This window comes from Sinorhizobium sp. M4_45, assembly GCF_002885915.1.
Classification (GTDB): Bacteria; Pseudomonadota; Alphaproteobacteria; order Rhizobiales; family Rhizobiaceae; genus Sinorhizobium; species Sinorhizobium meliloti_A.
Genome location: NZ_NWVE01000011.1, coordinates 169,980 through 195,278, shown reverse-complemented (window position 1 = coordinate 195,278; position 25,299 = coordinate 169,980). Strand labels below are relative to the sequence as shown.

General features: G+C 64.3%; 27 protein-coding genes. 14 read left to right on the top strand and 13 right to left on the bottom strand.

The window, feature by feature from the left end:
• Nucleotides 1–221: 221 nt before the first annotated feature.
• Nucleotides 222–626: a cupin domain-containing protein gene (locus CN933_RS26190; RefSeq protein WP_018098034.1), complete on the bottom strand. Its 405-nt coding sequence runs from the start codon at nt 624–626 to the stop codon at nt 222–224.
• 187 nt (nt 627–813) lie between these two features.
• On the bottom strand, nt 814–993 hold the full coding sequence (locus CN933_RS26185; RefSeq protein ID WP_018098033.1) for a hypothetical protein: 180 nt from the start codon (nt 991–993) through the stop codon (nt 814–816).
• A 246-nt stretch (nt 994–1,239) separates the two neighbouring features.
• Here CN933_RS26185 and CN933_RS26180 point away from each other — a divergent pair, with 246 nt between their 5' ends.
• Nucleotides 1,240–1,743 carry a DUF4142 domain-containing protein gene (locus CN933_RS26180; protein WP_102762881.1) on the top strand — a complete coding sequence of 168 codons (504 nt, stop codon included), beginning with the start codon at nt 1,240–1,242 and terminating at the stop codon, nt 1,741–1,743.
• 98 nt (nt 1,744–1,841) lie between these two features.
• On the opposite strand, the gene CN933_RS26175 is transcribed toward CN933_RS26180, so the two are convergent.
• A complete protein-coding gene (locus CN933_RS26175; protein ID WP_102762880.1) occupies nt 1,842–2,528 on the bottom strand; it encodes a BON domain-containing protein in 687 nt (228 codons plus the stop codon).
• 165 nt (nt 2,529–2,693) lie between these two features.
• Here CN933_RS26175 and CN933_RS26170 point away from each other — a divergent pair, with 165 nt between their 5' ends.
• The 4 genes from CN933_RS26170 to CN933_RS26155 all read left to right on the top strand — a co-directional run bounded on the left by CN933_RS26170 (nt 2,694) and on the right by CN933_RS26155 (nt 4,984).
• Entirely contained in the window at nt 2,694–2,867 is a 174-nt protein-coding gene (locus tag CN933_RS26170) for a hypothetical protein (RefSeq protein WP_018098030.1), read from the top strand.
• A gap of 155 nt (nt 2,868–3,022) precedes the next feature.
• Nucleotides 3,023–3,601 carry a hypothetical protein gene (locus tag CN933_RS26165; RefSeq protein ID WP_018098029.1) on the top strand — a complete coding sequence of 193 codons (579 nt, stop codon included), beginning with the start codon at nt 3,023–3,025 and terminating at the stop codon, nt 3,599–3,601.
• A complete protein-coding gene (locus CN933_RS26160) occupies nt 3,594–4,013 on the top strand; it encodes a phage holin family protein (RefSeq protein WP_018098028.1) in 420 nt (139 codons plus the stop codon). The genes CN933_RS26165 and CN933_RS26160 overlap by 8 nt, the downstream gene beginning before the upstream one ends.
• Nucleotides 4,010–4,984, top strand: coding sequence for a DUF3618 domain-containing protein (locus CN933_RS26155; protein ID WP_102762879.1), 975 nt, complete (start codon nt 4,010–4,012; stop codon nt 4,982–4,984). The genes CN933_RS26160 and CN933_RS26155 overlap by 4 nt, the downstream gene beginning before the upstream one ends.
• Nucleotides 4,985–5,045: 61 nt before the next feature.
• Here the strand turns inward: CN933_RS26155 and CN933_RS26150 are convergent, their stop codons facing one another.
• Complete coding sequence (locus tag CN933_RS26150) at nt 5,046–6,116, bottom strand: LacI family DNA-binding transcriptional regulator (protein ID WP_102762878.1); 1,071 nt, start codon at nt 6,114–6,116, stop codon at nt 5,046–5,048.
• A gap of 223 nt (nt 6,117–6,339) precedes the next feature.
• On the opposite strand from CN933_RS26150, the gene CN933_RS26145 reads away from it, so the two are divergent.
• From CN933_RS26145 to CN933_RS26125, 5 genes are all read left to right on the top strand, one after another.
• Nucleotides 6,340–7,176 (top strand): ABC transporter substrate-binding protein, encoded by an 837-nt coding sequence (locus tag CN933_RS26145; protein ID WP_018098025.1) that lies wholly within the window; start codon nt 6,340–6,342, stop codon nt 7,174–7,176.
• A 60-nt stretch (nt 7,177–7,236) separates the two neighbouring features.
• Nucleotides 7,237–8,745, top strand: a complete 1,509-nt coding sequence (locus CN933_RS32290) for an amino acid ABC transporter permease/ATP-binding protein (protein ID WP_102762877.1) — start codon at nt 7,237–7,239, stop codon at nt 8,743–8,745.
• A gap of 78 nt (nt 8,746–8,823) precedes the next feature.
• Nucleotides 8,824–9,954, top strand: coding sequence for an NAD(P)/FAD-dependent oxidoreductase (locus CN933_RS26135; RefSeq protein WP_018098024.1), 1,131 nt, complete (start codon nt 8,824–8,826; stop codon nt 9,952–9,954).
• Nucleotides 9,955–10,049: 95 nt separating this feature from the next.
• Nucleotides 10,050–10,394: a hypothetical protein gene (locus tag CN933_RS26130; RefSeq protein ID WP_018098023.1), complete on the top strand. Its 345-nt coding sequence runs from the start codon at nt 10,050–10,052 to the stop codon at nt 10,392–10,394.
• A 39-nt stretch (nt 10,395–10,433) separates the two neighbouring features.
• Nucleotides 10,434–10,625, top strand: coding sequence for a hypothetical protein (locus CN933_RS26125; protein WP_033046178.1), 192 nt, complete (start codon nt 10,434–10,436; stop codon nt 10,623–10,625).
• An 82-nt stretch (nt 10,626–10,707) separates the two neighbouring features.
• On the opposite strand, the gene CN933_RS26120 is transcribed toward CN933_RS26125, so the two are convergent.
• The 8 genes from CN933_RS26120 to CN933_RS26085 are packed head-to-tail and all read right to left on the bottom strand — an operon-like array spanning nt 10,708 to nt 19,254.
• Nucleotides 10,708–11,487 carry a TIGR04290 family methyltransferase gene (locus CN933_RS26120; RefSeq protein ID WP_026168915.1) on the bottom strand — a complete coding sequence of 260 codons (780 nt, stop codon included), beginning with the start codon at nt 11,485–11,487 and terminating at the stop codon, nt 10,708–10,710.
• A gap of 2 nt (nt 11,488–11,489) precedes the next feature.
• The gene (locus CN933_RS26115) at nt 11,490–12,530 is read right to left on the bottom strand and encodes a UDP-glucuronic acid decarboxylase family protein (protein ID WP_102762876.1); all 1,041 of its coding nucleotides are present in this window, start codon (nt 12,528–12,530) and stop codon (nt 11,490–11,492) included.
• Nucleotides 12,531–12,549: 19 nt separating this feature from the next.
• Nucleotides 12,550–13,668: a CgeB family protein gene (locus tag CN933_RS26110; RefSeq protein WP_018098019.1), complete on the bottom strand. Its 1,119-nt coding sequence runs from the start codon at nt 13,666–13,668 to the stop codon at nt 12,550–12,552.
• On the bottom strand, nt 13,665–14,750 hold the full coding sequence (locus CN933_RS26105; protein WP_102762875.1) for a CgeB family protein: 1,086 nt from the start codon (nt 14,748–14,750) through the stop codon (nt 13,665–13,667). The genes CN933_RS26110 and CN933_RS26105 overlap by 4 nt, the downstream gene beginning before the upstream one ends.
• Nucleotides 14,747–15,877 (bottom strand): CgeB family protein, encoded by a 1,131-nt coding sequence (locus tag CN933_RS26100; protein ID WP_102762874.1) that lies wholly within the window; start codon nt 15,875–15,877, stop codon nt 14,747–14,749. The genes CN933_RS26105 and CN933_RS26100 overlap by 4 nt, the downstream gene beginning before the upstream one ends.
• A 4-nt stretch (nt 15,878–15,881) precedes the next feature.
• Nucleotides 15,882–17,033: a glycosyltransferase family 4 protein gene (locus tag CN933_RS26095; protein WP_102762873.1), complete on the bottom strand. Its 1,152-nt coding sequence runs from the start codon at nt 17,031–17,033 to the stop codon at nt 15,882–15,884.
• Complete coding sequence (locus tag CN933_RS26090; RefSeq protein WP_102762872.1) at nt 17,030–18,151, bottom strand: NAD-dependent epimerase/dehydratase family protein; 1,122 nt, start codon at nt 18,149–18,151, stop codon at nt 17,030–17,032. The genes CN933_RS26095 and CN933_RS26090 overlap by 4 nt, the downstream gene beginning before the upstream one ends.
• A complete protein-coding gene (locus CN933_RS26085) occupies nt 18,148–19,254 on the bottom strand; it encodes an NAD-dependent epimerase/dehydratase family protein (RefSeq protein WP_102762871.1) in 1,107 nt (368 codons plus the stop codon). The genes CN933_RS26090 and CN933_RS26085 overlap by 4 nt, the downstream gene beginning before the upstream one ends.
• Nucleotides 19,255–19,588: 334 nt before the next feature.
• On the opposite strand from CN933_RS26085, the gene CN933_RS26080 reads away from it, so the two are divergent.
• Both CN933_RS26080 and CN933_RS26075 read left to right on the top strand, forming a co-directional pair.
• Entirely contained in the window at nt 19,589–20,581 is a 993-nt protein-coding gene (locus tag CN933_RS26080; protein WP_102762870.1) for an MDR/zinc-dependent alcohol dehydrogenase-like family protein, read from the top strand.
• Nucleotides 20,574–21,599, top strand: coding sequence for a Gfo/Idh/MocA family protein (locus tag CN933_RS26075; protein ID WP_102762869.1), 1,026 nt, complete (start codon nt 20,574–20,576; stop codon nt 21,597–21,599). The genes CN933_RS26080 and CN933_RS26075 overlap by 8 nt, the downstream gene beginning before the upstream one ends.
• A gap of 30 nt (nt 21,600–21,629) precedes the next feature.
• Here the strand turns inward: CN933_RS26075 and CN933_RS26070 are convergent, their stop codons facing one another.
• Nucleotides 21,630–23,375: a protein kinase family protein gene (locus CN933_RS26070; protein ID WP_102762868.1), complete on the bottom strand. Its 1,746-nt coding sequence runs from the start codon at nt 23,373–23,375 to the stop codon at nt 21,630–21,632.
• A gap of 151 nt (nt 23,376–23,526) precedes the next feature.
• On the opposite strand from CN933_RS26070, the gene CN933_RS26065 reads away from it, so the two are divergent.
• Together CN933_RS26065 and CN933_RS26060 are read left to right on the top strand one after the other, a co-directional pair.
• Nucleotides 23,527–24,630: an inositol-3-phosphate synthase gene (locus CN933_RS26065; RefSeq protein WP_102762867.1), complete on the top strand. Its 1,104-nt coding sequence runs from the start codon at nt 23,527–23,529 to the stop codon at nt 24,628–24,630.
• The gene (locus tag CN933_RS26060; RefSeq protein WP_102762866.1) at nt 24,627–25,226 is read left to right on the top strand and encodes a histidine phosphatase family protein; all 600 of its coding nucleotides are present in this window, start codon (nt 24,627–24,629) and stop codon (nt 25,224–25,226) included. The genes CN933_RS26065 and CN933_RS26060 overlap by 4 nt, the downstream gene beginning before the upstream one ends.
• Nucleotides 25,227–25,299: the final 73 nt, after the last annotated feature.

Here is a 25,299-nt window from a genome sequence, read left to right as displayed (position 1 = left end):
GAACGAGAATACCGTGACAGCAGTATTCACCGGCTCATGCCTGTGCCGTAATGCGGGGGTCAACGCAAGGACCGGAAAGCGGCACGCAGCTCGGCGCCGAAGAGATCCGGCCCTCCCCACGCGGCGAAATGTCCGCCTCTGTCCACGCGGTTAAGACCGGCGGGAGCACGGAGCCGCCGGTTTGTTGTCGCGCCGCGGTTCTCGGCATCCATGACGGACGCTCACTTGGCCGGAACGACAAGCGGGGAGCCTTTTTCGACGATGTATGTCGCGAGTTCCGATGCCTTGCCGCTGCCGACATTCTTCGCGAGATGAGCCACCCCGGCCGGAATGAACAGGGCATCGCCGGCATGAAGCGTGACCGGCGCTCTCCCTTCGAGCTGATATTCCAGCGAGCCTTCGAGCACATAGGCCACCTCTTCGCCCGGATGGGAGTGCTTGATGGAGACGGCACCGGGATCGAAATCGACGCGCACCTGGATCGTTTCGCGGCCCGGCTGGCCGAGATCGTGCTGCAAGAGATCGGTGCGGTGAAGTCCCGCCTGTTGCGCTTTGGCCGCTTGCAATGCCAATCCGCTTCCAACGACCAGCAGCGCGGCCGCCAGTATCCGAGACGTCTTCTTCATAGAGGTCATCCTTTCCGCATTGGCAGAGGCTCGTCCTCGATGCCAGTGCGGTTATTTGAACGACCGCGTGTATTGACGATGTGTCGGCCGGGCGGGACTTTTGTAACGGCATGTGTCTGCGGCGAAGGTGTGGGCCTTCGCCGCACGACGCCGACGATGGCCACGCTATTGGTCGGCCCCGCCTGCATCAAATCCGATCGAGGCTCCGCCGCGGCGCCTGGCGGTCGAGGATGGTCGATCCGGGGCACCAGATCGACGAGCGGTTCCATGGGCTCGCTTGCTGGCGCCACAACGGACCGAACCACAGAAGCACGAGCGCCGTTCCGAGCGGGAGGGCGGGGATCGCGATGAACAATGCCGTTTGCATAAGCTTTGTCGGTCACGCGGGTGACCGCTCCTACCGGCCGTTCTGCGGCTTATCGATTCTTACAACCGGATGGTTCTAAGAAAGTTCCTTGCAGTGCACATGCCTGCCGGGGCGGCTGCGAAATCTTCGATGCGAGCAGATGGGGAACCTTTCACGCCAGGAACTGTTGGGCGCCTTGTTCGTTGATCCGGTTGTGCGGAACGATTCACTCAGGCCGCAGGTTAGGTGGCCTCCGGAGGTATCCCCATGAGAGCCATCAACGCCACCCTCGCCGCGATAGTGTTGTTCCTCGCGCTGTTGCAGGCCGCCGCCGCTCAGGGCGAGCCTTCGCAGCGCCAGGAGTTCGCGCGGAAAATGTCGATGTCGAACCTCTTCGAGATGGAGGCGGCAGAACTCGCGCGGCAGCGCGGCAAAGGGCGCGAGGTACTGGAATTCGCCGAGCGGATGCTTGCGGATCACGCGCGAGCCGGCAAGGAACTGGCCGAAGCCGCAGGCAAGGATGGCGTTGAACTTTCCCAGTCGCTCGACAAGGCCGGCGAAGAGAAGCTTGCCGCGCTGCGGGCGCTGAGCGGTGCCGCCTTCGATCCGGCCTATCTGTCCTCCCAAGTCACTGCGCATGAAGATGCTCTGGAGCTTCTCAAGAAATACGCGGAGGAGGGCGATGCCGGCGCGTTGAAAGCCTTTGCCGAATCCACTTATCCGACCGTCAGAACCCATTTGCTCCAGATTCAGTCCATGACATCTCAGTGAGCGTTCCCGACGGGCTTGAGCTGGCGCACTCCCGGACGGAAAAACGTTACACACTTCTCCTGGAAGCGCTTGAGCCCTTTTTCACGGATGCCCGCCTCTCAAGCGATGTTTCGGTCGGTGTTGCCGGCATTCCAGCCGGGTGATCCTCCGGACGGTCGGATGCGAAGGCTGTTCTGGACATGCTTCACGCCGGAGACGGCCTCGGCGCAGTCCTCGGCGCGGCGTTTGGCCCATTTGGAATCGACCAAACCGCTCAGTTGGACTTCGCCATTGGTGACCGAGACCGCGATATCGGAGGCGTCGAGCATTCCGTCGTCGCTCAGGCGATCGCTCACATCTTCCTGGATGCGGGTGTCCGACCGGATGTAGCCCTTGGGACCTTTGCCGCGATACTGGTCCGCTTCGCGTCTGCGCTCGGCGCCCTTGTCGCCCAACCAGGACGCGACTTCGTCGCTGGCGCGTTCGATAAAGCCGCGCTCTCCGTAGCCCCTGCCAAGACGGGGATACTCCTCGCCGTAGTCGTCGTCGCGGTAAAAGCCTCCACCGCCGAAGTGACCTGGACCGTATGCGCGTTCCCGTTCCCAGCTGTCATCGCGCCCGCGATATGTGCCGGAGCGGCCCGGCTCGTTACCGGCAAAATACGCCGAGCTCTCGTAGTCCGTAAGCCGCGGACCGGCAGTCAAGGCGCGGCGCCTCTCGTCCTCGTAGGATTGGCCGCGCCGGCGCCGGTCCGATTCGGGATAGCTCTCGTAGACGTCGCGGCTCCATCTCCTGTTCCTGGCCATGATCTCCTCCTTGACTTGGTTCGTCGACGTCGGTCAAACCCGCGAGCAGACACTCGGTTCCGGCGCAATGAGCGCTCCGGCACAGGCCCGGGCATGCCGCGGAAACAGGACCGCCCGGAACCTTCGGCGGCCGACACAGTTGGCTGCATTTGAGGAGATACGACGATGTTGACGAACTATTTCTGGCTTTTTGTCACCGGCGGTGGCGCCTTCATACTCGGCGGTGCGGTCGCCTATGCCATCTTGAAGCAGAGGCCACTCTCGCGTGCCGAAAAGCAGGCGCAGAAGCGGAAGGTCGAGGAACTTTACGAACAGTCGCCGGAGAACCGACCCCGCTGATCGCCGGGCGGCGAGATGGCTGCAACGGAGGCTTCCTGAACGAGCGAAGCACGCAAGGGGAAGGCCTGCGGTGCTTTGCAGGGAACAAGGCTCCAAATGGCTCGTTTGATTGCGTAGACGATAACGATCCCCGTTATGCATGGGAGGAACCGACAATGACCAATGACACAAGCGGCCGCGGGTCCGGCGATCCCTTGGGCAGGCCTTTGACGTCCGCGCAAGGCATCGAGCGCGTGAGCGGCGTGCAAGCCGGTGACACCGGCGGACAGGGGGAGGCGGGTGACCGCAGCCTCGAGAACGCCGTGCGTGAAGACGTGAACGAGTTCAAAGAGTTCGCCAGTGAACAGACGGAACAGGCAAAGGCGGCGGTCGGCCGCGCCGTCGAAGATGAGAAAAACGTGGCAGCACGCCAGTTGAGCGGTGTTGCTGACGCACTCGAGAAGGTCGGAAACGAACTCGAACAATCGGATCAACGGGCCATCGGCCGCTATGCAAAGCAGATCGGCACGTCGCTCCAGGGTTTCGCACGCAAGGCAGAGGGCCGCAATCTCGGCGAGATCGCCGGAATGGTTGAAGATTTCGGCCGAAAGCAGCCACTCGCCTTCCTCGGCATGGCCGCGATCGCAGGACTGGCCGCAAGTCGGTTCCTCACCGCTTCGCCTCCACGCCGCGACGGACGGGATGCTTCGGGACGGACCCGTCAATCAAGCGAGAAGGAACGCTATAATGGCTAATCATCGGGACGAGCGCCCCCTGACGGAACTGATGACCGGTCTGGTGGCGGATATATCCGGTCTTTTCCGGAAGGAAATCGACCTCGCGAAAGCCGAGGCATCCGAGAATCTGAATCGGGCGGTCGGCAGCCTCGAGACTCTCCTCGTCGGGCTGATCTTTGCCATAGGCGCAGTCGGCGTGCTGCTGAGTGCCGTCGTCCAGGGTCTGGGCGCCTTCCTCGTGGCTCAGGGCATGACCGAAGCGAATGCCGATGCGTTGTCGGCGGCCATCGTCGGCGTGGTTGTCGCCTTGCTTGCCTGGGTGATGATTTCGCGCGGCCTCTCGGCGCTCAAGGGCAGCAGCATCCAGTTCGATCGGACGGCCGCCTCCCTGCAGCGCGACGCGAACGTGGTGAAGGAGAGACTGCAATGAACGATTCCGCACACACCCACTCCGCTGCCGAACTGCAGCGCGAAATAGAGGCCGATCGCCAGCGAATCGAGGAAAAGCTCCACGAAATTCAGGAGCGCATGTCGCCGGGAGAACTAATGGACGAACTGCTCGAATATGCAAAAACGAGCGGCGGATCCGAATATCTGAGCAATCTCGGCGTGGCGCTCAAGTCAAACCCGATCCCGGTTGCCCTGATGGGGGTAAGCCTCGCTTGGCTGATCGCCAACCCCGCCTCGCGCGCGCCGCGCCACGGGGAGGGAAATGACGATGCGGATGATTACCCGCTTGCACCCGTAACGGGCTCCGTCCGGAGAGTGGGTCCGGTGGAGGCGAGCTTCGGCGAGCGCTACAGTCACTTCACGGATGAAAGCGGCAGCCGCTTCCGCGCCCTGACGGACGATGCCGGCCGGCGGGCCGGGCACTTCGTCGACCCGGCCGGGAAGATCTATCGCGGCTTTACCGACGCGGCAGGCAAGCAGATCGAAGATATCAGGGACGAGACCGGCGCCCTGTTCGACGAGGCGTCCGGCTGGGCGTCCCGGACCTGGAGACAGGTGAGCGCCGCGGCGGGCCGTATGTCCGATTCGGTGACGGGAGCCGGCAGATCTCTCGCCGGCAGCATGCAGGGTGCCGGCCGGTCACTCGAAGAACAGGGCGCGCAGCTCAACGCCGCCATCTTGAGGCATTTCCGCGACCAGCCGCTTGTCGGCGGAGCGCTCGCCTTTGCCGTCGGTGCAGCAATCGGGGCGGCGCTGCCCCACAGCGAAGCCGAGGACGAGGCACTGGGCGAAATGGCGGAAGATGTGCGGTCCAATCTCGCGGCCAGGGCGAATGCCGGCGTGGCGCAAGCCATGGAGGCCGGGCAGGAAATCCTCGAGAAGGCCGGCGATGCGGCGCTGGAAGCGCACGACGCGGCCAAGGATCGCCTGCAGCAGTCGGTTCGGGAGTAACCTCCCTGGAAGTTCCGCCCGTCGTTGAACGCGGAACTTCCCCAGCCAAGCGTCGAAAGGATTACGCCGGCGCTTCAGCGACCGAGGCACGTTCGACGATTTCCGTTTGCAGAACGACGAGGCGGGCCTCCATGTCGTTCCCGTTGAGGCGCTCAACAAGCAATTGGGCGGCCCTTTCGCCCAACCGGTAGACCGGTTGCCTGACCACCGTGACAGGCGGCGATGTCACGGACGTCCAGTCAGCGTCATGAAACGAGACGAGCGACAGGTCGCTGGGAATATCAAGGCCGATCGCGCGGCTTGCCTTGAAGACCTCGAGTCCGATCAAGCTATCGGAGGCTATGATCGCCGTCGGACGCACGCTCGCCCGCAACATGTCGGTGGCGATACGGCGCGTATGCTCCGGCGAGGATGCGCCGACATGCACCCACCTTTCCATCTCGCCCAGGCTCGCCTCTCGGCAAACAGCGAGAAATCCTTCGATACGCCGCCTTACCGAGCCAGTATTGATATCGGCCGGCGTGCGGAATAGATGATCGGGCGTGTCGCAGGCGGTGAGATAGGCGATCCGTCGGTGGCCGAGCGCAAGAAGCCTACGCGTGACGCCCTCGGCAGCGTCTCTGTCGTCGGCGATAACGGTATCGACGTCGAGTGTCTCGCTGCCGCGGTCGAGCAGTGCCAGCGGGCGGCCCGAGCGCGCCACTTCCTGCAGGTGGTCAAGTTCACCTTCCTTGGCGGGTGACACGATCAGGCCGTCCACCCGTTTGGCAAGCAGGGTACGGATCGCCGCCTTCTCCGCGGCGACGTCCTCGCCCGAGTTTATTAGGATGACGGTAAAGCCCGCTTGCCGGGCGACGTCGGCGATGCCCCGCACGGCCAGGCTGAAGAACGGGTTTTCGATGTCGCCGACCACGACGCCGATCGTGCCCGATCGGCCCGTCGTCATGCTTCGGGCAAGCTCGTTCGGCCGGTAATCGAGCGAACGGGCGGCGGCGGTCACGGCTTCGCGCACCCGATCGCTGACCGTTCCGTAGCCGCCCAGAACGCGTGCTGCCGTCGCCTTTGAGACGCCGGCTCGACGCGCGACGTCGGCAACGGTGACGGAGGTGGGTCGGGACGGATTCTGGTCCATAATCGCTAGCCTTACAAGACATATTGACGACTGGCAAACACGAAGATAACAATTGCAACAAGAAATGAGACCGGTCTCAGCGGGAGTGAGACCGGTCTCCAAGAACAAAAAGCTCCTAATAGGGGCATGCGATGGCAGCTACCGAACGCGCGGGTGATCCGGCCGTGCGGGGAGGGCCTTGTCCTTTCAACATTGCAAAAACACCACCAGAGGAGAAAAACCGATGAACTCATTCCAAGTCTTGTATGTGCCGCTCGCCAGATTGGGCGCGGCCATCGCTGCGATAGTCTTTGGCCTTGCGGCAGGTGCCCTGGCACCGGCCGCCGCTCAGGACAATCCCTTTGGTCTGATCGACCCGACAACCATCAGCGTCGGTACGATGGGTGATGCCAAGCCATACGCGTTCTCAACTGCTGACGGCAATTTCACCGGCTTCGACATCGAACTCCTGCTCGACGTGGCCAAGCGGATCGGCTTCGAGAGGGAACAGGTGATCTTCACCGGACAGGATTTCTCGGCCCTCATGCCCTCGGTCGCCAACGGCCGATTCGACGTGGCGGCGGCCGCGATCGGAACGACAGAAAAGCGAAAGGAAACGGTCGACTTTTCCGACGGCTATCTGGCAGGCTACCTTTCCGTGCTCACCGCGGACGCGGATATCACCGGCGCCGAAGGCCTAAAGGGCAAGCGGCTTGGGGTCGTGCAAGGCACGCTCCAGGAGATCTATGCACAGAAGAACTTCACGGGCACCGATCTTGTCAAATTCCCAGACAATAACTCTGCCGTATCCGGACTGAACAACGGCACGATCGATGCGCATTTCCTCGATTACGAGGCGGCAAAAGACTATGCCGGCCGGTATGAGAACCTGAAAGTGGCGGTGAATATACCAAGCTTCGACGCGCCGGCCGGTTTCGTCATCCGCAAGGGCAACGATGCCCTGCGGGAGGCACTGAACAAGGCTTTGCAGGCCGCGATGCAGGATGGAACCTGGAAGACCCTGCACGAAAAATGGTTCCCCGGCACGCCGATGCCAGCCGATTATCTCCCGAAGCCCTAATCCCGCTTTCCGGTCCGATCGTCGTCGGTCGGACCGGCCTTTCCTTCAGGGGGCCGCCTGATGAACTGGCTTGAAAACCTTCGCCGCAGCTTCCTCGATTGGGGCGCGATGGCCGAAGTCCTGCCGACCATGATCACGGTCGGGCTGAAAAACACGTTGATCCTGGCGGCCGCCTCGACGGTACTGGGCATCGTCATCGGCATGGTGCTCGCCATCATGGGCATTTCGCGGTCGCCCTGGCTGCGTATCCCGGCCCGCATCTATACGGACATCTTCCGCGGTCTGCCGGCCATCGTCACCATCCTGCTGATCGGACAGGGCTTTGCGCGCATCGGCCGCGAACTGTTCGGCCCGTCGCCTTATCCTCTCGGCGTTCTCGCGCTCAGCCTCATAGCGGGCGCCTATATCGGCGAGATCTTCCGTTCAGGCATCCAGAGCGTCGAACGCGGCCAGATGGAGGCGTGCCGGGCGCTCAGTATGAGCTACGGCCAGGGCATGCGCCTTATCGTCGTGCCGCAGGGCGTGCGTCGGGTCCTCCCAGCACTGGTAAACCAATTCATCGGCAACGTGAAAGATTCGAGCCTCGTCTATTTCCTCGGCCTGCTGGCTTCCGAACGCGAGATTTTCCGCGTTGGCCAGGATCAGGCCGTGGTGACCGGCAATCTCTCGCCGCTCCTTCTCGCGGGCGTCTTCTATCTCTTCGTCACGGTGCCGCTCACGCATTTCGTCAACGCCATCGACAGCCGTCTCAGGCTTGGCAAGCAGCAATCGGCGGCCATTACGAGCGGGCTGGAGGAGGTTAGCGAACTCGATCGCGCCGATCACGCCTCGCAGATCGCCTTCAAGGGCGGCAGTTTGGAAGTCCGCGATCTCGGCATGGCCTATGGCGAGCTCGACGTGCTGAAGGGCGTCGACCTCTCGGTGAGGTCCGGCAGCGTCACCTGCATCATCGGCCCTTCCGGTTCGGGCAAGTCGACGCTTCTGCGCTGCCTCAACCGTCTGGTGGAGCCGAAGTGCGGCGACATCCTGCTCGACGGCGACAGCATTCTCACAATGAAGCCGGAGCGGCTCCGCCGCCGGGTGGGTATGGTCTTCCAGCACTTCAATCTCTTTCCGGATCACACGGCTCTCGAAAACGTCATGCTGTCGCTGACGAAGATAAAGGGTCTGCCGAGGGCCGAAGCGGAACGCATCGCCAAGGTGCGGCTTGCCGATGTCGGTCTCGCCAGCCGCCAGCATCATCGCCCCGGTGGTCTCTCCGGCGGACAGCAGCAGCGCGTCGCGATAGCCCGGGCGCTGGCCATGGAACCCGAAGTCATCCTATTCGACGAGGTGACGAGTGCGCTGGACCCCGAGCTCGTTAAGGGTGTGCTCAACCTCATGGCCGATCTCGGTAAAGGCGGCATGACCATGGTCGTTGTCACGCACGAGATGGGCTTTGCCCGACGTGTCGCCGACCAGGTCGTTTTCATGGACGAGGGGCGCATCGTCGAGGCAGGCACGCCCGAGGCGATCTTCGACTATCCGCAGAGCCCACGCCTTCAGCGTTTCCTTGCCGAAGTGCTCTGAAGGCAAGGGGAGAAGACGACGATGAGGGCCCATCCTCGCATCACCTGACCTGTCCAACGGATCGAAAGACAATTAACCATGACGGATAACATCATCACTTCGGCGATCATCATCGGGGCCGGCATTTTCGGCGTCTCAACGGGCGTGCAGCTTGCCCGGCGGGGCATTCGCGTGACCATCCTGAACGATGGCCCGCCGGCCGGCGGCGCTTCCGGCCGGTCGCTCTCCTGGTTGAACTCGTCGCGTATTCGCTCCGAACCCTATCACCGGCTGCGCATGGCGGGCATCGATCGCTACCGCACGCTCTCGGCTCGCTTCCCCGATGCGGACTGGCTTCGCTTCGACGGTGGCCTGACCTGGGATGCCGATGACTCGAGCAACGGCATCGACGCAGCCTATCGCCATGAAGTCTCGCTCGGCTATGATGCAAAGCGCCTCGCGCCGGGCGAAGTCGCGGCAGTGACGCCAGGTCTCGACGCGCGCGCGATCACGCCTCAGGGCGCGATCTTCAATCCGGGTGAAGGGTGGGTCGATCTGCCGATCCTGATCAACCTGCTTATCGAAGAGTTTGCCAAGCTCGGCGGCACGCTCGTGACCGATGAGGGTGCGGCAAGGGTTGTTGTCGAAGGCGGTAGGGCGGTCGGCACCGAAACGGCCGCGGGCAATCGCTTCCTGGGGGATGCCGTTCTGCTGGCCACCGGCTCAGCCGTGCCGAAGATGGTGGAGCAAGCCGGCGAGACCATCGACGATGCAACGCCGGTCGCGCTTCTGGTGCGAACGAAGCCGCTTGCCCATCCTTTGCGCGCCGTCTTGAACACGCCGCGTGTCGCCGTCCGCCCCGCGCCGGGCGGCACCTTCTCGCTGGATGCCGATTGGGCGGCGGATGAAGGCGTGAAGATGCACGAGGACGGTTGTCGCGACATCGATGCGGCGGTCGTAGATGCCCTCCTGGCCGAGGCGTCAAAGGTGATGGAGGGGAATCCGAAGCTCGAGATCGCCTCCATCGGCGTTGGCGGCAAACCCATCCCAGGCGACGGCGAACCGGTGCTGGGAGCGCTCAAGGCCATTCCCGGCTACTACGTCGCCTTCAGCCACAGCGGTGCGACGCTTGGCCTTATCGTTGGTGAGCTTCTGGCTTATGAGATCGCAACCGGTGCTGAGCATCCGATGCTCGCCACATTTCGTCCGGAACGCTTCGCATCGCCGTAGCGGAAGGCGACGATCACGTCAGCCCCGACGCCGCGGAGGAGCAGGGAACAAATATCCTGAAAGCCGGTTGAGTCGCGAAGCGGAAAGGAGCGACCATGTCCAAGCCGGCAAGCAATTCTGCGCAGGTGCGCGGCGACATCCAGCATGGAAGGACGGGCGACAAGAGGCGCGGCTTCGACCCCGCGGCGGCGCCGCTCGAGACCGACGACGAAGCAGGCGGTATGCCGCCCGGCAGTGAAGCGGTTCGAAACGCCAGGGCCGGGCAGGCCGCGGGGAGGCCGGCCGATACCTCTACCGAGTACAACGACGCGATGCGGCCGCTTGCAGCGGCGGAGACCGCCGCACCGAACAGGCAACGGCTGGGGCTGAGCCTGGCCATCATAGCCATGGCCGTCGTGATAGGCGCCTTGATCTACGCCGGCGGGCTTCTCTCGCCGTGAAAGCGGTTCTTCAAACAAGCGAATCGAAGGAGTCTCCAAATGCCTGACCGCCGACGCCCATCGAAAGATCCTCTATCGGAACTCGCCGCTCGCGAAGAAGCCATGTATTTGCGGCGCTCGTCGACGCGCTTTCTCGAATGTGCGATTCATCTCTGCGTGACGCACATGACGCTTCAGGAAGTCGCCGACCTGCTCGAGAAGGAAGCTGCGCAGCTGCGCCGCTTCGGATGAGGTCCGTGAGCGACGGACCGTCAACGCCAAGGCGACGGTGAATTGCCCCTCTGGCCTGCAGGCCGGAGGTTCGCCGCAGCCACTAGTTCCCGATATCTGCTGAATTTCCGAGGATCCTCAAGGTCGGCTCGTCCAGATACGGGCGCTCGCCGCGCCGCAGGAGATAGACTTCCCGCTCGGGATTGGCTTCGATGACGAAGCCGGCGCTTCGCAGCATCGCTTCGACGCCGGCGCGGTTGGGGATGAACCAGTTGGTGGGGTCATCCGCGAAGCGGTGTTCCACGAAGAACAGCTTCGGATAGTCGGGCCGGTCGAAGATCTCCCACTCCCGGAAATCGTAATCACCCTTGAGAGTTGCCACGGATTCCGACCCGCGCTGCATACACTGGAAGAGCATCTGGTCGCCGACGACATGCTCGTAGAGGAGGTCGAGTGCCAGCAGCGGATGGCGCAGGTGATAGAGAACGCCCATGAAGATGACCAGATCGAATCTCTCGCGCAGCCGTGCTGCGTCGTAGACCGACATCAGCCTGTACTCGATGTCGACCCCCGCTTGCTCCGCGGCAAACTTCGCCTGCCGCAGATAGTGCGGGTCCGAGTCGATGCCGAGTACGCGTCCGGCATTGCGGCGTTTCATCTCCTGCGCGTAGAACCCTGCATTGCAGCCGATGTCGAGGACGCTCCTTCCTTCGAGGTCCTCCGGCACCACATGCCTGAAGGCCTTCCATTTCACCGCGGGATAGTCGCCTAGGAAGTGACCGGGCGCCGTCTCGATGCCTCCGATCCGCATGTTGTGGAACCAGGGACCGAGCGCCGCAATCTCTTGCGCGATGACCGTTCGGTCTTTCGTCTGCTGAACCATGATCACAGATCCTGAGTGACGACGGAAAGTTGCGGCCGGCGCCGGGTGCGGCCGGACCGGCGTTCAGCGCGGCTTTCGGCAAGTGCGCTCTGGAACCAGGCGATCGTATGGGTCAACCCGTCCTCCAGAGGAACTTTCGGCTCCCAGCCGAGAAGCTTCCTGGCGCGCGCGATATCGGGACGGCGACGCTGCGGATCGTCCGCCGGCAGCGGCTCATGGACGATCGTCGAGGCCGTCTCGATCCTGGAGAGGACCAGTTCCGCCAGTTCGATGACGGTGAATTCTCCGGGATTGCCGAGGTTCACCGGCACGGCAGGATTCTCCTCGCGGTTCATCAGCCGGATCAGTCCGTCCACGAGATCGGACACGTAGCAGAAGGAGCGCGTCTGCTCGCCACTGCCGTAAACGGTGAGCGGCTCGTTCCTCAGCGCCTGGACGATGAAGTTCGATACGATCCGGCCGTCATTGGGGCGCATATGCGGACCGTAGGTATTGAAGATGCGGGCGACCCGCGTGTCGACGCTTCCCGCCCTCAGACTGTCGAAGCAGAGGGCTTCGGCCGCGCGTTTGCCTTCGTCGTAGCAGGCCCGCGGCCCGGTGCAATTGACGTGGCCCCAGTAGTTCTCCTGCTGCGGATGCTCCTCGGGATCGCCGTAGATCTCGCTCGTGGAGGCCTGCAGCAACGTGGCCCCGTGCCTTTCGGCAAGCCGGAGGAGGTTTCCCGTCCCGGTCACGCTTGTCATCATCGTGTGGATGGGATCGGCCTGGTAGGAGGGCGGCGAGGCGGGGCAGGCCAGATTGTAGATCTGGTCGATCGGTTCATCTATGTCGATTTCCTCGCAGACGTCCTGTTCAACCATTGCGAAATAGGGGTCGTCCTGCAGGCCGACGAGATTGGCAGGGGAGCCGGTGAGATAGCTGTCGAGGCAGATCACCCGGTTGCCGGAGCCTAGAAGTGCTGTACAAAGGTGCGACCCGACAAAGCCGGCGCCGCCGGCAACCAGGATGATCTTTCCTCGGCTTGCTTTGTTTCTTTTAGCCATCGGCCGTTCTCCTTTCGGGTTAAACCGGAAGCCGCCGCTCGGAACGCCTTGTGGCGAGACCGGCCCTGGCGGCGACGCTTTCGATTGCCTCGACAAAGGTCCGTGCGCGCGCCGCGGAACTGTGCGCGGCGGCGACGCGTCGATAGGCGCAATCGGCAAGTGCTTTGCGTTGTTCTTCGTCGAGCCGCGTCAATGCCGTGACGACATCGCTGCTGTTTCGCGCGATGATCACGGCCTCGCCGGCCGGGAAGAAGCTTTCGATCCCCTCCCACCAGTCGCTGATGAGTGGCGTGCGGCACGCGGCGGCCTCGAAGAGGCGAACGCTCGGGGACCAGCCGGCGGCCACCATGTCGGCCCGCGTTACGTTCAGGGTGAATCGCTGGCGGCTGTAGAACTCGGCATGTTGGCCGGGCGGCAGATGTTCGATGCGCGCGACGTTTTCCGGCCAGTCGATGTCCTCAGGATAGCTCGGCCCGGCCACGACGAAGCGCATGTGCGGCAAGCGCCGCGCCGGCTCGATCAACAGGCGTTCGAGCGCGGGTTGCCTGTCGTGGCTGAAGGTGCCGAGATAGCCGAGGTCCCACTCGGTGGCCGCACCGGTATCGCGATAGGCGTCGAGGTCGACGGCGCAATAGAGGGGCACCGGCCGCCGCGCCGCGAACTCGTCCCGCAGCCGGTCGAGCGTTCTGCCGCCGGAGAAGGAAAAATAAATGTCAAAGGCCGCAACCTGTCTTCGCGCCAGAAACTCCTCGTCGCCGCGCTCGAGCTTGGCGAGCGTCACAGGCGTGTCGATGTCGTAGAAGAACAGACGTTTCGGTGCGAGATCCGCAACCGCGTCGATGACCTCCACGCCATCAGGCACGTAGGAGCCGATGACGACGGCATCCGCGCCGGCCAGCCGGTGCGCATGCCTGGAGACGAGTTCGTCCGGGTTCGAGTAGAACACGAGGTCGCAGAAATCCGGCGCGGCCAGATCGCGGTTGCTCGCATACCAGGGCACGTCCCGTTCCAGGAACGTCACCTTGTGCCCGGCAGCGTCGAGCGCGCGAAGCAAAGCGCGATAGGTCGTCGCATGACCGTTGCCCCACGAGGAGGACAGCGAGAGACCGAGAATGACGATGTCGAGCGGTCGCTTCATTCGGCAGCCTCCATGCGGCGCGCCTGCCGCAGGACGCGGTCCACCTCCTCGGCACGATGCGCATAGGTATGCTCGGCGAGAACGCGGCGGAGCGCCCGCTCGCCGATCTCACGGGCGCCGGCCGCCGTCAGCTGCTGCATCAGTTCGGCGACGTCGCGGCCGTCTCTGGCGACCAGCACTTCTTCTCCGGGTTTCAGGAAGAGCTCGATGCCCTCCCAGTAGTCGGTGATCAGGCAGGCGCCGGCGCCCGCGGCCTCGAAGACGCGGGTTGCCGGCGAGAAGCCGTTTTCGGCCATGCTGGCGCGTGAAATATTCAGGACGGCATTCGGCGTCGTGTTGAAGGCATTGTGGTCGGCGGTCGGTACGTGCCCGATATAGGCGACATTCGGGGACAGAGACTTATCGTGCCATCCGGATCCGCCGAGCAGGAAACGCCCTTGCCAGAGCTTTTGCGCCGGCTCGAGGAAGAAGGCCTCCACGCGCTCCTCCCGGTCCGGCAGGCGGTTGCCGAGAAAGGCGAGATCGGCGGCAAAGCGCGGATCCGGCGGCACCGGGTGGTGTGTCTCGGGATCGACGGCATTGTAGATCGGAACGCAATCGCGGGCGCCCAGCGCGCGATAGGCTTCGACCACGGGATCGCCGCCGCCATAGGTCAGCACGAGATCCAGGGAGGAAAGCGCGCGGCGAAGCGGGTGGTCGGGCGCGGCCCTGAGATCGGCCAGAGTGGCGGGTGCATCGACATCCCAGAAGATTTTCAGCGCCGCCGGGTCCGCCGCGGCCATCACCTCGGCGAGCAGCAGGTCGTCCTCGAAGCCGACGCCGCTTGCCTTGACGACGATGTCCGCTTTGGCTGCTTCCCGCGCCACTCGCTTCAACGCCTCGACGGTCCCGTCATAGACGACGACCCTGCACCAAGAGGGCGGATCGATATCGCGGTGCTTTTGCCGATCGTAGACATCGGGCTCGTAGAAGGTGATTTGATATCCCCGTTCGGCAAGCGCCCGGAGCAGGCCGCGATAGTAGGTGGCCGCGCCGTTCCAGTAGGCCGAAACGAGACTCGATCCGTAAAATGCCAGCCTCATACCTCGACCTCCTCCGAAATGATCTGTCGCGCGCCGGAGCGCGGCCTGTAGGAGGCCACGATGGCGAGCAGCTCGTCGACGCGATGGCTGCATGTGTGGCGCGCCCGGATCGTCTCCAACCCGGCGGCGGTCATCTCCGCGGCGAAGTCCGGTTCGGCGAGCAACTGGCGCAGAAGGCGCGTCATCTCCTTGCCGTCCTTGGCAATGCAAAAATCCCTGCCCGGCCGGAAAAGTCCTTCGGCATCGGTCCAAGGCGCCGAAATCAGCGGAATGCCGCAGGCAAGCGCCTCGAAGACGCGGATCGTCGGTATGCCCGGCAGGGCCTCGACATAAGGCCGGCGCGGAATGTGCACGGTGACCCGATGCTCGGCGAAAGCCCGCGGAACAGCGGCATTGGCGAGCCAGCCGCCATAGTCGATTTTCGCGGACCGTAAAGCCCTGAGCGCGGTCTCGGGATATCGCACGCCGCGGACGGTGGTCCTGAGCTTCAGCTTTTTCGCCGGTTCGACCAGGAAGGACATGATCTCGCTGCTGCGCTCGTCGTCGCCCCAATTGCCGATCCAGATGAGCTCGCCCCGCTTTTCCACGTCCGGCATCGGGTGGAACAGCGAAGTATCCGCAGCCTCGTGCCAGGTATGGACATGCCTTCCCCAGCCCGCCTGCAGATAACGCTCCCGCAGCGCCTCACCGAAGGCCAGAACGAAGTCGTATCCGGAAAGGTCGAGCCGGGCGATGTCCCGCTCGGCGCTGACGGCGCGGTGATGGGTATCGTGGAAAGCGAGCGTGAAGCGGCCGCCCTTCAGGCGAATACGGCCGAGCTCGGCGACGAGGGCGGGATCGGTCCACTCATGCACGATGACCATGTCGGCCTCGCAGGCCGCCGCTTCATGCTCGAAATCGGAACCGTAGATACCGACCCTCAAATCGGGGAAGGTCTTGCGGAAGGCAGCGATCGCTCCGTTACCCTGATCTGCGACGAGATTGAGCCGGCTCCAGGAATCGCCGGGCTCGAGCGCTACGGCCTCGTGGCCTCGCCGGATGAGTTCGCGCATGACACCGCGCAGAAAATGCGCATTGCCGTGGTTCCAGTCGGACACCAATGAGTGGGTGTAGAAGAGAAATCGCATCCGCTCACTCCGCTGCCGTCAATTGATCGGACCCGCTCATCACCCGCCGGTAGGCGGCGAGCACCGCGTCGCGCTGAGCCTCGACCGTGAAATCGGCTGAGCGCAGCTGCGCCCGCCGGCCAAGGTCGGCCCTGAGCCCTTCATCCTCCGTCAGCCGGTTGACGGCTTCGGCGAAGGCGGCGGGATCACCGGGGTCGGCGAACAGGGCGACGCCCTCCCAGAGCTCGCGATAGGTTTCGATGTCGGCGAGGACCAGTGCGGCGCCCGCACGCGCGGCTTCCAGCGCCACCAGGCCGAAGGGTTCATAGACCGATGGAGAGACGACGATAGCGGCCTTCGACATCAGCCTCATCGTCCGGTCGTGGCTGAGTTCACCTTCGTGATCGGCATGCATGATCGCCAGGTGCTGCCCGTTAGGGCCTTCGCAGGCGCCGGCCATCACGACCGGCCAGCCTATGTCGGCGGCGGCCCTGTCGAGCACGGCGCCGTTCTTGCCTTCGTCCCACCAGCGACCGGCGGCAAAGACGAAGTTTTCCTTGGTGCTGACGGAGCATGCATTCCGGCTCGCATTGTAGACGACTGCGAGATCGGGGATTGCGCCGTAAGTGCGCGTCAGGGTCGCGGCATGGCTTCGGCTCGGCGCGAGCACCAGGTCGGCGCGGTCGAATCCCAACCGGTTCAATCGCTTCTGCCAGGCCCAGGCTTCCGGCAAACCGGACCCGCGCACCGCAGCGAACCAGGAGGCGACGCAGGAATGCGACATGGTGACGAGCGGTAGTTCCGCCGTCATTCGCGCCGCCTGGGACGGCAGGTTGAAATGGAGGAGATCGACGGAATGCCTGAGCGCGAGTTCGGACAGGAGGTGCGGCACGCGGTCGAGCTCGCTCTCGTCTTCGACCATCCAGTCGAGCGGCTGAGCCGTCCATTCGAGCCGGCCGATGCCGTTTGCCTCGCGCCGTTGCTCCGGGGAAGGTTGCGGGCCGAGGCCGACGATCAGCGGCTCCACGCCGCAATCGCGCATGGCCGCGGCGAGATCCATCGCATAGCGCCAGACGCCGCCGACGGCATCGACGGTCATCAACACCCGCCGCGGCAGTGGGCCCGGGGCCCTGCGGCGGCCGTCAAATCGAGCGGCGGAAACGGCGGGAAGGCTCATGCGGTGACCCTCCGCGGTTGGCGCCGGATCCTGCTGACCGCACCCCGATCGTCGTGAAGCCAGGCGTAGAGGTCGCGCAAGCCCTCGCGCCAGGGCATTGCGGCCTTCCAGCCAAGCGCATCGGCGATCGCGCGCGTATCGGCGACGAAGTACAATTGGTCGCCTGCGCGCCAATCGCTTTTTGCCTTCGAGAGCGTGCGGCCGGTCAAAAGCTCGATCTCGCTCAGCACGTCCATAATGCTGACGGCATTGGCGGGTCCGCCTCCAAGATTGAAAGCGCGCCCCTTCAGGCGGTCGATCGAATTCAGGAGCGCCCTATAGGCCGCGACCGCATCGGTGACATGAAGAATGTCGCGGACCTGCTTGCCGTCGCCATAGATCGAAACAGGCTCGCCGGCGAGTGCGCGAATGAGGAAATGGGCGACCCAGCCCTGGTCTTCGGTGCCGAACTGCCTCGGCCCATAGACGCAGCTCATCCTGAGCACGGCCGTCGGCAAGCCAAAGGAGCGGGCATAATCCAGCACATACTGGTCGGCGACGCCCTTCGAGCAGCCGTAGGGCGTACAGAAATCCAGCGGTTGGGCCTCGCCGACGCCATGCTCGCGTGTCGCCTCGTCGGCCGGCATGTAACGGCCCCGCATCTCCTGCATCGCCATGTGCCCGAGCGCGCCATAGACCTTGTTTGTGCTGGCGAAGATGACGGGCGCACGGCGCCCGGCCAGGCGTGCGGCTTCGAGCACGTTGAGCGTGCCGCGGGCATTCGTCTCGAAATCGTCCGTCGGCTGCTCGAGGCTGGTGGTAACCGCCGTCTGGGCCGCAAAGTGAAACACTGCCTTGGCTTCTCTGAAGGCGGGTTCGATCGCGCCGAGGTCGCGGATATCCGCGATCAATGCCTCGACGGCACGGCCGTGGCCGTCCACCAGCCATTCGAGGTTTCGCTCGACGCCGGGACGGCTGAGATTGTCGAGAACGATCACGTGCTCGCCGTCGCGCAGAAAGCTGTCGGCCAGATTGCTGCCGAGAAAGCCGCTGCCGCCAACGACCAGGATCGGCGCCGTCTTGCCGGAAAGAGCGGGCGCCGCCAGATGCCGGTCCGTACCGACCGTCCGGCCGCTCATAGGACCAGCCCCCGTGCTTCCAGATGGCGTTTCATCTCGGCGCCGCGGTCGATCGCGCCGGCGCTGCGGACCCATTGGGCGAAGTCCGCAAGAGAATCCTCGAGCCGGTGGGCCGGTTCGAAGCCGAGAAGGTCGCGTGCCTTGGCGATATCGGCGAAGCAATTGCGGATATCGCCTGAGCGGGCCTTGTTCATGATCTCCGGCTCGATCTCCGGTACATCCATCGCTTCGGCAAGCAGCGAGGCGATGTCCGCAATGGCGTAGGCGTTGCCGCTGCCTATATTGATGACGTGGCCGGCGGCGTGCGGCTGTTCGAGCGCCAGCCGGAAGGCACGCGCCACATCGCGGACATGCACGAAGTCGCGTTTCTGCCGGCCGTCCTCGAAGACCATCGGCGATTGCGCGTTGGCAAGGCGGGAGGCGAAGTTGGCAAGCACGCCCGTATAAGGGTTGGAAAGCGCCTGGCCGGCGCCGTAGACGTTGAAGAGCCGCAGCGCCACCGCGTCCGTCCCATAGGCTTCCCCGAATATAAGGACCTGACGCTCCTGTGCATATTTGGTGAGCGCGTAGATGGAAGCGAGGTCGACCGGCTTGTTCTCGTCGGTGGCGATTGGCCTCAGGCGTTCGCCGGCAGGACCGGACGGGTTCCAGGCACCGGCTTTGATCTCGGCGGGGGATCGCCGGATATGTGCACGACGCTCGCCGGCCGTCGTCTCGTACAAGCCTTCGCCGTAAACGCTCATGGAAGAGGCGACGACGATCCGCCGGATCGGCATGCCGATCATCGCCTCGAGCAGGACGGCGGTGCCCAGGTCGTTGACGCCGACATAGCGGGAAATCTCGTACATCGATTGGCCGACGCCGACTTCCGCGGCGAGATGAATGACGTGATCGACGTCCTTCAGCGCGCTTTTCACCGCGTCTGCGTCGCATATGTCGGCGCGCCGCATGTCTACTTCCGGTGGCAGCGTGACCTGCGCATCCGCATGGACCTGATCGTTCAACGCATCGAGGACGCGCAGGTCGTAGTTCCTTGAAAGAAGCTCTTCGACAACATGCCGCCCTATGAAGCCGCAGCCGCCGGTAACAAGTACTTTTGTCATAATGCACCTGATGATGACCAATCAGAGATAGAGACAAACCTCCAACAAACGTGCGTCGCAAATGTTCCTTCTTCTTTGACTTCTTCTTCTTTGATGTTCTTCTTTGATCCCCCGGGGGCGTCGCCCCGTGCCAAGGTACAAACCTCTCTTTCGCGGGAGTGTTCCACGCGAACTGCGGGCATCAGGAACAAAAGCTGCAACATCAAGTTAAGGGCGGGAGGCTCTTGAACATTGCTCAGAGCTTTCTTGGGCCGGGGGCAGGGGCGGGTCCGGCGGACCTCGCGACACCCTTTTCGGGCTGCCGGACAGGTCGCCACCGAGGGAAGGAGCTGACATGAACATCAGCATATCTCAGCGGACGGACACGATGTCCGCCGCTATCGTCACCGGGCCGGGCGCGGTGCGCATAGAGACGTTGCCGTTGCCGCAACCGGGTCGCGGCCAGGTGCGGATCAGGCTCGAAGGCTGCGGCGTCTGCGCCTCAAATCTCGTTCCCTGGGCGGGTCCGGAATGGATGCAGTTTCCGACGGAACCCGGCGCGCTCGGACACGAGGGCTGGGGCATTGTCGACGCGGTCGGCGAGGGCGTGCAGGGTTTCGCGCCGGGCGATCGCGTGGCGGCACTTTCCTACCATGCCTATGCCACGCACGACATCGCCGATCAGAGCGCGATCGCGCCCTTGCCGGCGTCTCTTGCAGATCAGCCCTTTCCCGGCGAACCGCTCGGCTGTGCCTTCAACATCTTCCGGCGCAGCGCGATCAGTCCGGGAGAGACTGTGGCGATCGTCGGTATCGGCTTTCTCGGGATTCTTCTGACCGAGCTCGCAAGCGCTGCCGGCGCGCGGGTGATAGCGATATCGCGCAGGCCGTCTTCGCTCGCCGCGGCCAAGCAGGCCGGTGCAAGCGAAGTGATTCCCATGGACGATCACTGGCGGATCATCGAAGAGGTGAAGCAACTGACCGACGGGCGTTTCTGCGATTGCGTCATCGAGGCGGTCGGCAAGCAATGGCCGCTCGATCTTGCCGGCGAACTGACGAAGGAGCGCGGCAGGCTCGTCGTCGCAGGCTACCACCAGGACGGCCCCCGGCAGGTGAACATGCAGCTCTGGAACTGGCGCGGCCTGGACGTGATCAACGCGCATGAACGCGATCCCGCCGTTTATATGCGCGGCATGAACGAGGCGATCGAAGCGACGGCAGCGGGTGGTTTTTCTCCCTCGCGGCTCTACACCCATCGGTTTCCGCTCGAAGAACTCGGCGCCGCGCTCGACATGACGCGCGACCGGCCGGAAGGTTTCATCAAAGCGCTGGTGATCTGCCATGAGTGACGCAATGCAGCTTTCAACGAGCCCGAAGGCCGTCATTCGCCCCCGCGTCGGCTTTCTCGGCGTCGGAAGAATCGGCTTCCACCGGATGAAGGCGGTGGTCGAAACCGGATCCGTCGAAACCGTCGCGATCTTCGATCCTTCGCCGGAAATGGCGGCGGCGGCCCGCGAGCTGACCCCCGAGGCCTCCGTCGTGAACTCGCTCGAGGCACTGCTCGACCAGGAGCTCGACGGCATCGTGATCGCCTCGCCGAGCGCGCTCCACGCCGCCCAATCGATCGTGGCACTGGAGCAGGGCGTGGCGGTTTTCTGCCAGAAGCCGCTCGGCCGCACGCGCGACGAGACCGCGGCGGTGGTCGAAACCGCCCGGCACGTCGACAGGCTTTTGAGCGTCGATCTCTCCTATCGCTACACCGACGGCATGCGGCAGATTCGCGACCTGATCGCGTCGGGCGAACTCGGCACCGTGTTCGCCGTGGACCTCACCTTCCACAATGCCTACGGGCCGAGCAAGCCGTGGTTCTACGACAAGGCGCTTTCCGGCGGCGGCTGCGTCATAGATCTCGGCGTGCACCTGGTCGACCTCCTTCTCTGGGTCCTCGGGTTCCCGGACGTCGCCCGCGTGGAAAGCAGGCTCTTCGCCAAAGGTCTGCCCATCCGCCGCGACGGCGACGAGGTCGAGGATTACGCCGTCGCTACGGTCGAACTGGCGAACGGCGCTCTCGCCAGGATCGCATGCTCATGGCATTTGCAGGCCGGATGCGATGCGGTGATCAGCGCCGACTTCTATGGCACCGAAGGCGGCGCCAGCCTGAGAAACGTCAACGGTTCTTATCTGGACTTCACGGCCGAACGGTATCGCGGCACGCAGCGCGAGGTGCTTGCGGTTCCCCCCGATGCCTGGGGCGGACGCGCGGCGGCGGGCTGGGCCGAGAGGCTGGCCGCAGGCGCGGGCTTCGATCCCGACAACGAATATCTGGTCACAGTGGCGGATGTGCTGGACAGGATTTATGGGCGGTAGGGCGGCGCGCCGTCCGCTGCGGCTCCTATCCTAATCCTCGATCCGGCGCCGAAGGAACCTTGCATAGCGGGCGGCTGCGGCCTCCAGCCGGGGGACTTCATCGGGGGTGGCCACGGCCTTTGCCGACATCCACATGCCCAGCTGGAAGGCGAGATAGGAGAGTTCGAAGAGTTCCAGCAGCCCGGCATCCGGAATGCGCGAGCAGCCTTCGGATACGGCCGCGCGCAGCGCCGCCCGCTCCTCGCCCGTGAGGTCGAATTCTATGCTCGCGCCCGCAATGTCCCAGCCGATGTCCTGACAGCCGACGAGGTCATGGGCGCTGCTGTGGTCGAACGCATCGGTCTTGAGAATGTGTCGCTCTCCTGCGACCAGCCATTCCCACCGGTGAAGCCGGTTGTCCGTATCGACCGGCACGATCGTCGAATCGTATCGTTCCGCATCGCCGAGGCGGCTCTTCAGCCGCGACGCTGCCGCTCTGCCCAATGCCTCTTCGGTGTTGATCACTGCCATCTCGCAAAGTTTGGCCATGGATGCCCCTTGCGCCGCAGGCGGCGGCAGGCTGTGCGCCCGGAAGGACAGGTAGCGGCCGAGATGGGCGATGAAGGCCGGCCGGCGGAATTCCGGCGGCGCCATCGGCTTCGCCGAAACCCATTTCTGAACCAGAAAGCCATGGCATAATCCGGCGACCGGTGGCGTGAAGCCTGCCTCGGCAAGAAGACGCGCCTTGACGAGCTTGCGCTGCCCGGCTTCGCCGAGTCCCGCAAACTTGACGAGCCACGGGCCGCCGGCGGTGTGCGCCAGGAATTTCCGGCGTTCGAACCTGCCGTCTGCGGGAGGCCAGCGATCGCCGGGAAGCTTCTTGCGCCATAGGCCGGCTGAGACGTCTTCGAGCGGCTTCTCGAGCGGGCCGACGAGATGGGCGACCCAATCGGCGAGGTGGCGGGCAGAGTGCGACGGCTTGATCAGGAGATCGTCGACGTCGATGACATGGCGCGGCCTTTCCGCCCAGCGCTCGCGATGGCGGCCGCAGGATTGCGGCCCAAGTCCGCCCTTGTGGCCGGGGAAGAAGTGAATGCGGTTGGCGCTGACGCCGTGATCCTCCAGCCAATCCGCGACGCATCCGAACGAGCTGCCGGAAAGGCCGGGTCCTTCGTCCACGATCGCGAAATCCGCCGCCCAGTCGCGCAGCAGCCGTTCCGCAAGTTGCGGCGCGACTGCAAGCCGCCTTCGGAACGGATCGCCGACCGGCCGCAGTGTGATGGGAGGCGCCGCACCGATGGAAGCCGCGACAATCGCCGAGAGCGTGGTCCCGATGCTGCGCAGGCCGATCACCACCGTGTCGGCAGCAAGCCCGGAACCTGCCGCGGCCTCGAGATAGCTCTCCGGGTAAAGAGCATAGAAGGCATAGCCTTCCGGCTCGCGAATGCTGAGGGAAAGCGGTGCCTGGCTGTCCGCCAGCGACCTTGCGACACGGGCCGGCACGACCACCGGGCCGGCGAAGCCCTGGCGCCAGGACCGGGCGACGAGCCCGGCAAGGTCGAGGAGGAGGCACTCGCCGGTCTGGCGCGATGCGGAGATGTCGTCGGCTCCCATCCGCGCCAGTTCCAGGTCGGCAAGCCCCTGCACCAGTTCCCCGGCCCTGAGCAGGATGGCGACGAGCTCGGTGTGGCGGGCGATGCCCGGCGGCTGGTGTTGGGCCGTATGCAGGCGCGAGGCGATCTCTGCGCATAGCGTGTCGGCGCGCTCCAGGCGCTTTGCGTCACCATATACGAGCATGAAGTCTCGCTCACTTTCCTGTCCGCCCCTTCAACGCGCTGCGGCTGAATTCGATCCGCGATGCGCGAGAAACGGGAGAAAGAAGAAGGAACCAATCGGTTGCGCGCGGGTTTGGCAAGCATTGTAGATACTGCGCAGGAGTAGTGGTGAGATGCGATCGAACTCCATTCGGGTCGGGCTGGTCGGCGTCGGCAATTGCGCGTCCTCCCTCGTCCAAGGGCTGACATTCTATCGCGACGCGAAGGAGGACGAGCCGGTTCCGGGGCTGATGCATACCAGTCTCGGCGGATACCACGTCGGTGATATCGAGGTCTCCGCGGCCTTCGACGTCACCGCTTCGAAGGTCGGGCGCGATGTCGCGGAGGCCATCTTCGCCGCTCCCAACAACACGTTCCGCTTTGCGGATGTTCCCGCCACCGGCGTGCTCGTCGAGCGCGGCAGGACGCTCGACGGCATCGGCCGCTATCTGCGCGAGGAGATCGAGGAATCCGATGCGCCCGCCGCCGACGTCGCGGAGGTCCTGCGGCGGACCGAGACGGACGTGCTCGTCTCCTATCTTCCGGTCGGTTCCGAAGTCGCCACGCGCTGGTATGCGGAGCAGGCGCTTGCCGCCGGCTGCGGTTTCGTCAACTGCATTCCCGTTTTCATCGCCTCGGACAAGGCGTGGCAGCGCAAATTCGCCGAGCGCGGCCTGCCGCTCATCGGCGACGACATAAAGAGCCAGGTCGGCGCGACCATCGTGCATCGGTTGCTTGCCAACCTCTTTCGCGACCGGGGGGTGCGCATAGATCGGACCTACCAGCTCAATTTCGGCGGCAATACCGACTTTCTCAACATGCTCGAGCGGGAACGGCTCGAATCGAAGAAGATTTCCAAGACCCAATCGGTCGTCAGCCAGATGGATATTCCGCTCGCGGCCGGCGACATCCACGTGGGCCCGAGCGATCACGTCCCTTGGCTTGCCGACCGCAAGTTCGCCTATATTCGCGTCGAGGGCACGACATTCGGCAACGTCCCCCTCAACGTGGAACTGAAGCTCGAAGTCTGGGACTCGCCGAATTCCGCAGGAGTCGTCATCGATGCGGTTCGCTGCGCCAAACTCGCAATCGACCGCGGCATCGCCGGTCCGCTGATTGCCCCTTCGAGCTACTTCATGAAGTCGCCGCCGCGGCAGTTCACCGATGCCGAAGCGCGCAGACGCCTCGAGGAATTCATCGCCGGCGATACCGACGCACTCCTGGGGGCCGCCGAGTGACGACCACTTTCCTTCTGGTGCGGCATGCCGCCCATGACAGGGTCGGCTGCTTTCTTGCCGGGCGGACCGGCGACGTGCCGCTCGGCACCGCGGGCCGCGAGCAGGCCCAGCGGCTCGCGGCCCGTCTGGCCGGCGAAGGCATAGGCTCGATCTATGCGAGCCCGCGCAAGCGCACGCAGGAAACGGCCGCGGCGATCGCCGCGGCGTCGGAAGTCGCGGAGGTCGCGACCACGGAAGCTCTCGACGAGGTGGATTTCGGCGACTGGTCGGGCAAGACTTTCGACGTCCTCGATACCGACCCGCTCTGGCGGCGATGGAACGCGATGCGAAGCCTCGTGCGTGCCCCGGGCGGGGAGACGATGCTGGACGTGCAATGCCGGGCGGTGGGACTTGTGGCGGCGCTTGCGCAGCGCCACGGCCAGGAGAAGGTCGCCCTGGTCAGCCACGCGGACGTCATCAAAACCCTGGTCTGTCATATTCTAGGCCTTTCCGCCGACGCCTGGCCGCGCTTCGAAATCGCCCCTGCCTCCGTCTCGGTGCTGGTGATGGGCGATTGGGGCGCGAAAATCCTGACGTTGAACGAAAACGTGTCGTAGCCGGCCGGCCGCGTCCGCCCGGTGCCGCAAATGCGGGGAGCCGGCCGGCGTTTCCGGCAATTCGGAGGTACTC

What these genes read in the sequence shown, in the direction of transcription:
- CN933_RS26175 (WP_102762880.1), bottom strand. Translation starts at nt 2,528, where the DNA reads ATGGCCAGGAACAGGAGATGGAGCCGCGACGTCTACGAGAGCTATCCC.
- CN933_RS26165 (WP_018098029.1), top strand. Translation starts at nt 3,023, where the DNA reads ATGACCAATGACACAAGCGGCCGCGGGTCCGGCGATCCCTTGGGCAGG.
- CN933_RS26170 (WP_018098030.1), top strand. Translation starts at nt 2,694, where the DNA reads ATGTTGACGAACTATTTCTGGCTTTTTGTCACCGGCGGTGGCGCCTTC.
- CN933_RS26115 (WP_102762876.1), bottom strand. Translation starts at nt 12,530, where the DNA reads ATGGCTAAAAGAAACAAAGCAAGCCGAGGAAAGATCATCCTGGTTGCC.
- CN933_RS26185 (WP_018098033.1), bottom strand. Translation starts at nt 993, where the DNA reads ATGCAAACGGCATTGTTCATCGCGATCCCCGCCCTCCCGCTCGGAACG.
- CN933_RS26110 (WP_018098019.1), bottom strand. Translation starts at nt 13,668, where the DNA reads ATGAAGCGACCGCTCGACATCGTCATTCTCGGTCTCTCGCTGTCCTCC.
- CN933_RS26160 (WP_018098028.1), top strand. Translation starts at nt 3,594, where the DNA reads ATGGCTAATCATCGGGACGAGCGCCCCCTGACGGAACTGATGACCGGT.
- CN933_RS26065 (WP_102762867.1), top strand. Translation starts at nt 23,527, where the DNA reads ATGCGATCGAACTCCATTCGGGTCGGGCTGGTCGGCGTCGGCAATTGC.
- CN933_RS26120 (WP_026168915.1), bottom strand. Translation starts at nt 11,487, where the DNA reads ATGGTTCAGCAGACGAAAGACCGAACGGTCATCGCGCAAGAGATTGCG.
- CN933_RS26155 (WP_102762879.1), top strand. Translation starts at nt 4,010, where the DNA reads ATGAACGATTCCGCACACACCCACTCCGCTGCCGAACTGCAGCGCGAA.
- CN933_RS26085 (WP_102762871.1), bottom strand. Translation starts at nt 19,254, where the DNA reads ATGACAAAAGTACTTGTTACCGGCGGCTGCGGCTTCATAGGGCGGCAT.
- CN933_RS26135 (WP_018098024.1), top strand. Translation starts at nt 8,824, where the DNA reads ATGACGGATAACATCATCACTTCGGCGATCATCATCGGGGCCGGCATT.
- CN933_RS26180 (WP_102762881.1), top strand. Translation starts at nt 1,240, where the DNA reads ATGAGAGCCATCAACGCCACCCTCGCCGCGATAGTGTTGTTCCTCGCG.
- CN933_RS26125 (WP_033046178.1), top strand. Translation starts at nt 10,434, where the DNA reads ATGCCTGACCGCCGACGCCCATCGAAAGATCCTCTATCGGAACTCGCC.
- CN933_RS32290 (WP_102762877.1), top strand. Translation starts at nt 7,237, where the DNA reads ATGAACTGGCTTGAAAACCTTCGCCGCAGCTTCCTCGATTGGGGCGCG.
- CN933_RS26150 (WP_102762878.1), bottom strand. Translation starts at nt 6,116, where the DNA reads ATGGACCAGAATCCGTCCCGACCCACCTCCGTCACCGTTGCCGACGTC.
- CN933_RS26100 (WP_102762874.1), bottom strand. Translation starts at nt 15,877, where the DNA reads ATGCGATTTCTCTTCTACACCCACTCATTGGTGTCCGACTGGAACCAC.
- CN933_RS26105 (WP_102762875.1), bottom strand. Translation starts at nt 14,750, where the DNA reads ATGAGGCTGGCATTTTACGGATCGAGTCTCGTTTCGGCCTACTGGAAC.
- CN933_RS26145 (WP_018098025.1), top strand. Translation starts at nt 6,340, where the DNA reads ATGAACTCATTCCAAGTCTTGTATGTGCCGCTCGCCAGATTGGGCGCG.
- CN933_RS26190 (WP_018098034.1), bottom strand. Translation starts at nt 626, where the DNA reads ATGAAGAAGACGTCTCGGATACTGGCGGCCGCGCTGCTGGTCGTTGGA.
- CN933_RS26130 (WP_018098023.1), top strand. Translation starts at nt 10,050, where the DNA reads ATGTCCAAGCCGGCAAGCAATTCTGCGCAGGTGCGCGGCGACATCCAG.
- CN933_RS26080 (WP_102762870.1), top strand. Translation starts at nt 19,589, where the DNA reads ATGAACATCAGCATATCTCAGCGGACGGACACGATGTCCGCCGCTATC.
- CN933_RS26070 (WP_102762868.1), bottom strand. Translation starts at nt 23,375, where the DNA reads ATGCTCGTATATGGTGACGCAAAGCGCCTGGAGCGCGCCGACACGCTA.
- CN933_RS26095 (WP_102762873.1), bottom strand. Translation starts at nt 17,033, where the DNA reads ATGAGCCTTCCCGCCGTTTCCGCCGCTCGATTTGACGGCCGCCGCAGG.
- CN933_RS26075 (WP_102762869.1), top strand. Translation starts at nt 20,574, where the DNA reads ATGAGTGACGCAATGCAGCTTTCAACGAGCCCGAAGGCCGTCATTCGC.
- CN933_RS26090 (WP_102762872.1), bottom strand. Translation starts at nt 18,151, where the DNA reads ATGAGCGGCCGGACGGTCGGTACGGACCGGCATCTGGCGGCGCCCGCT.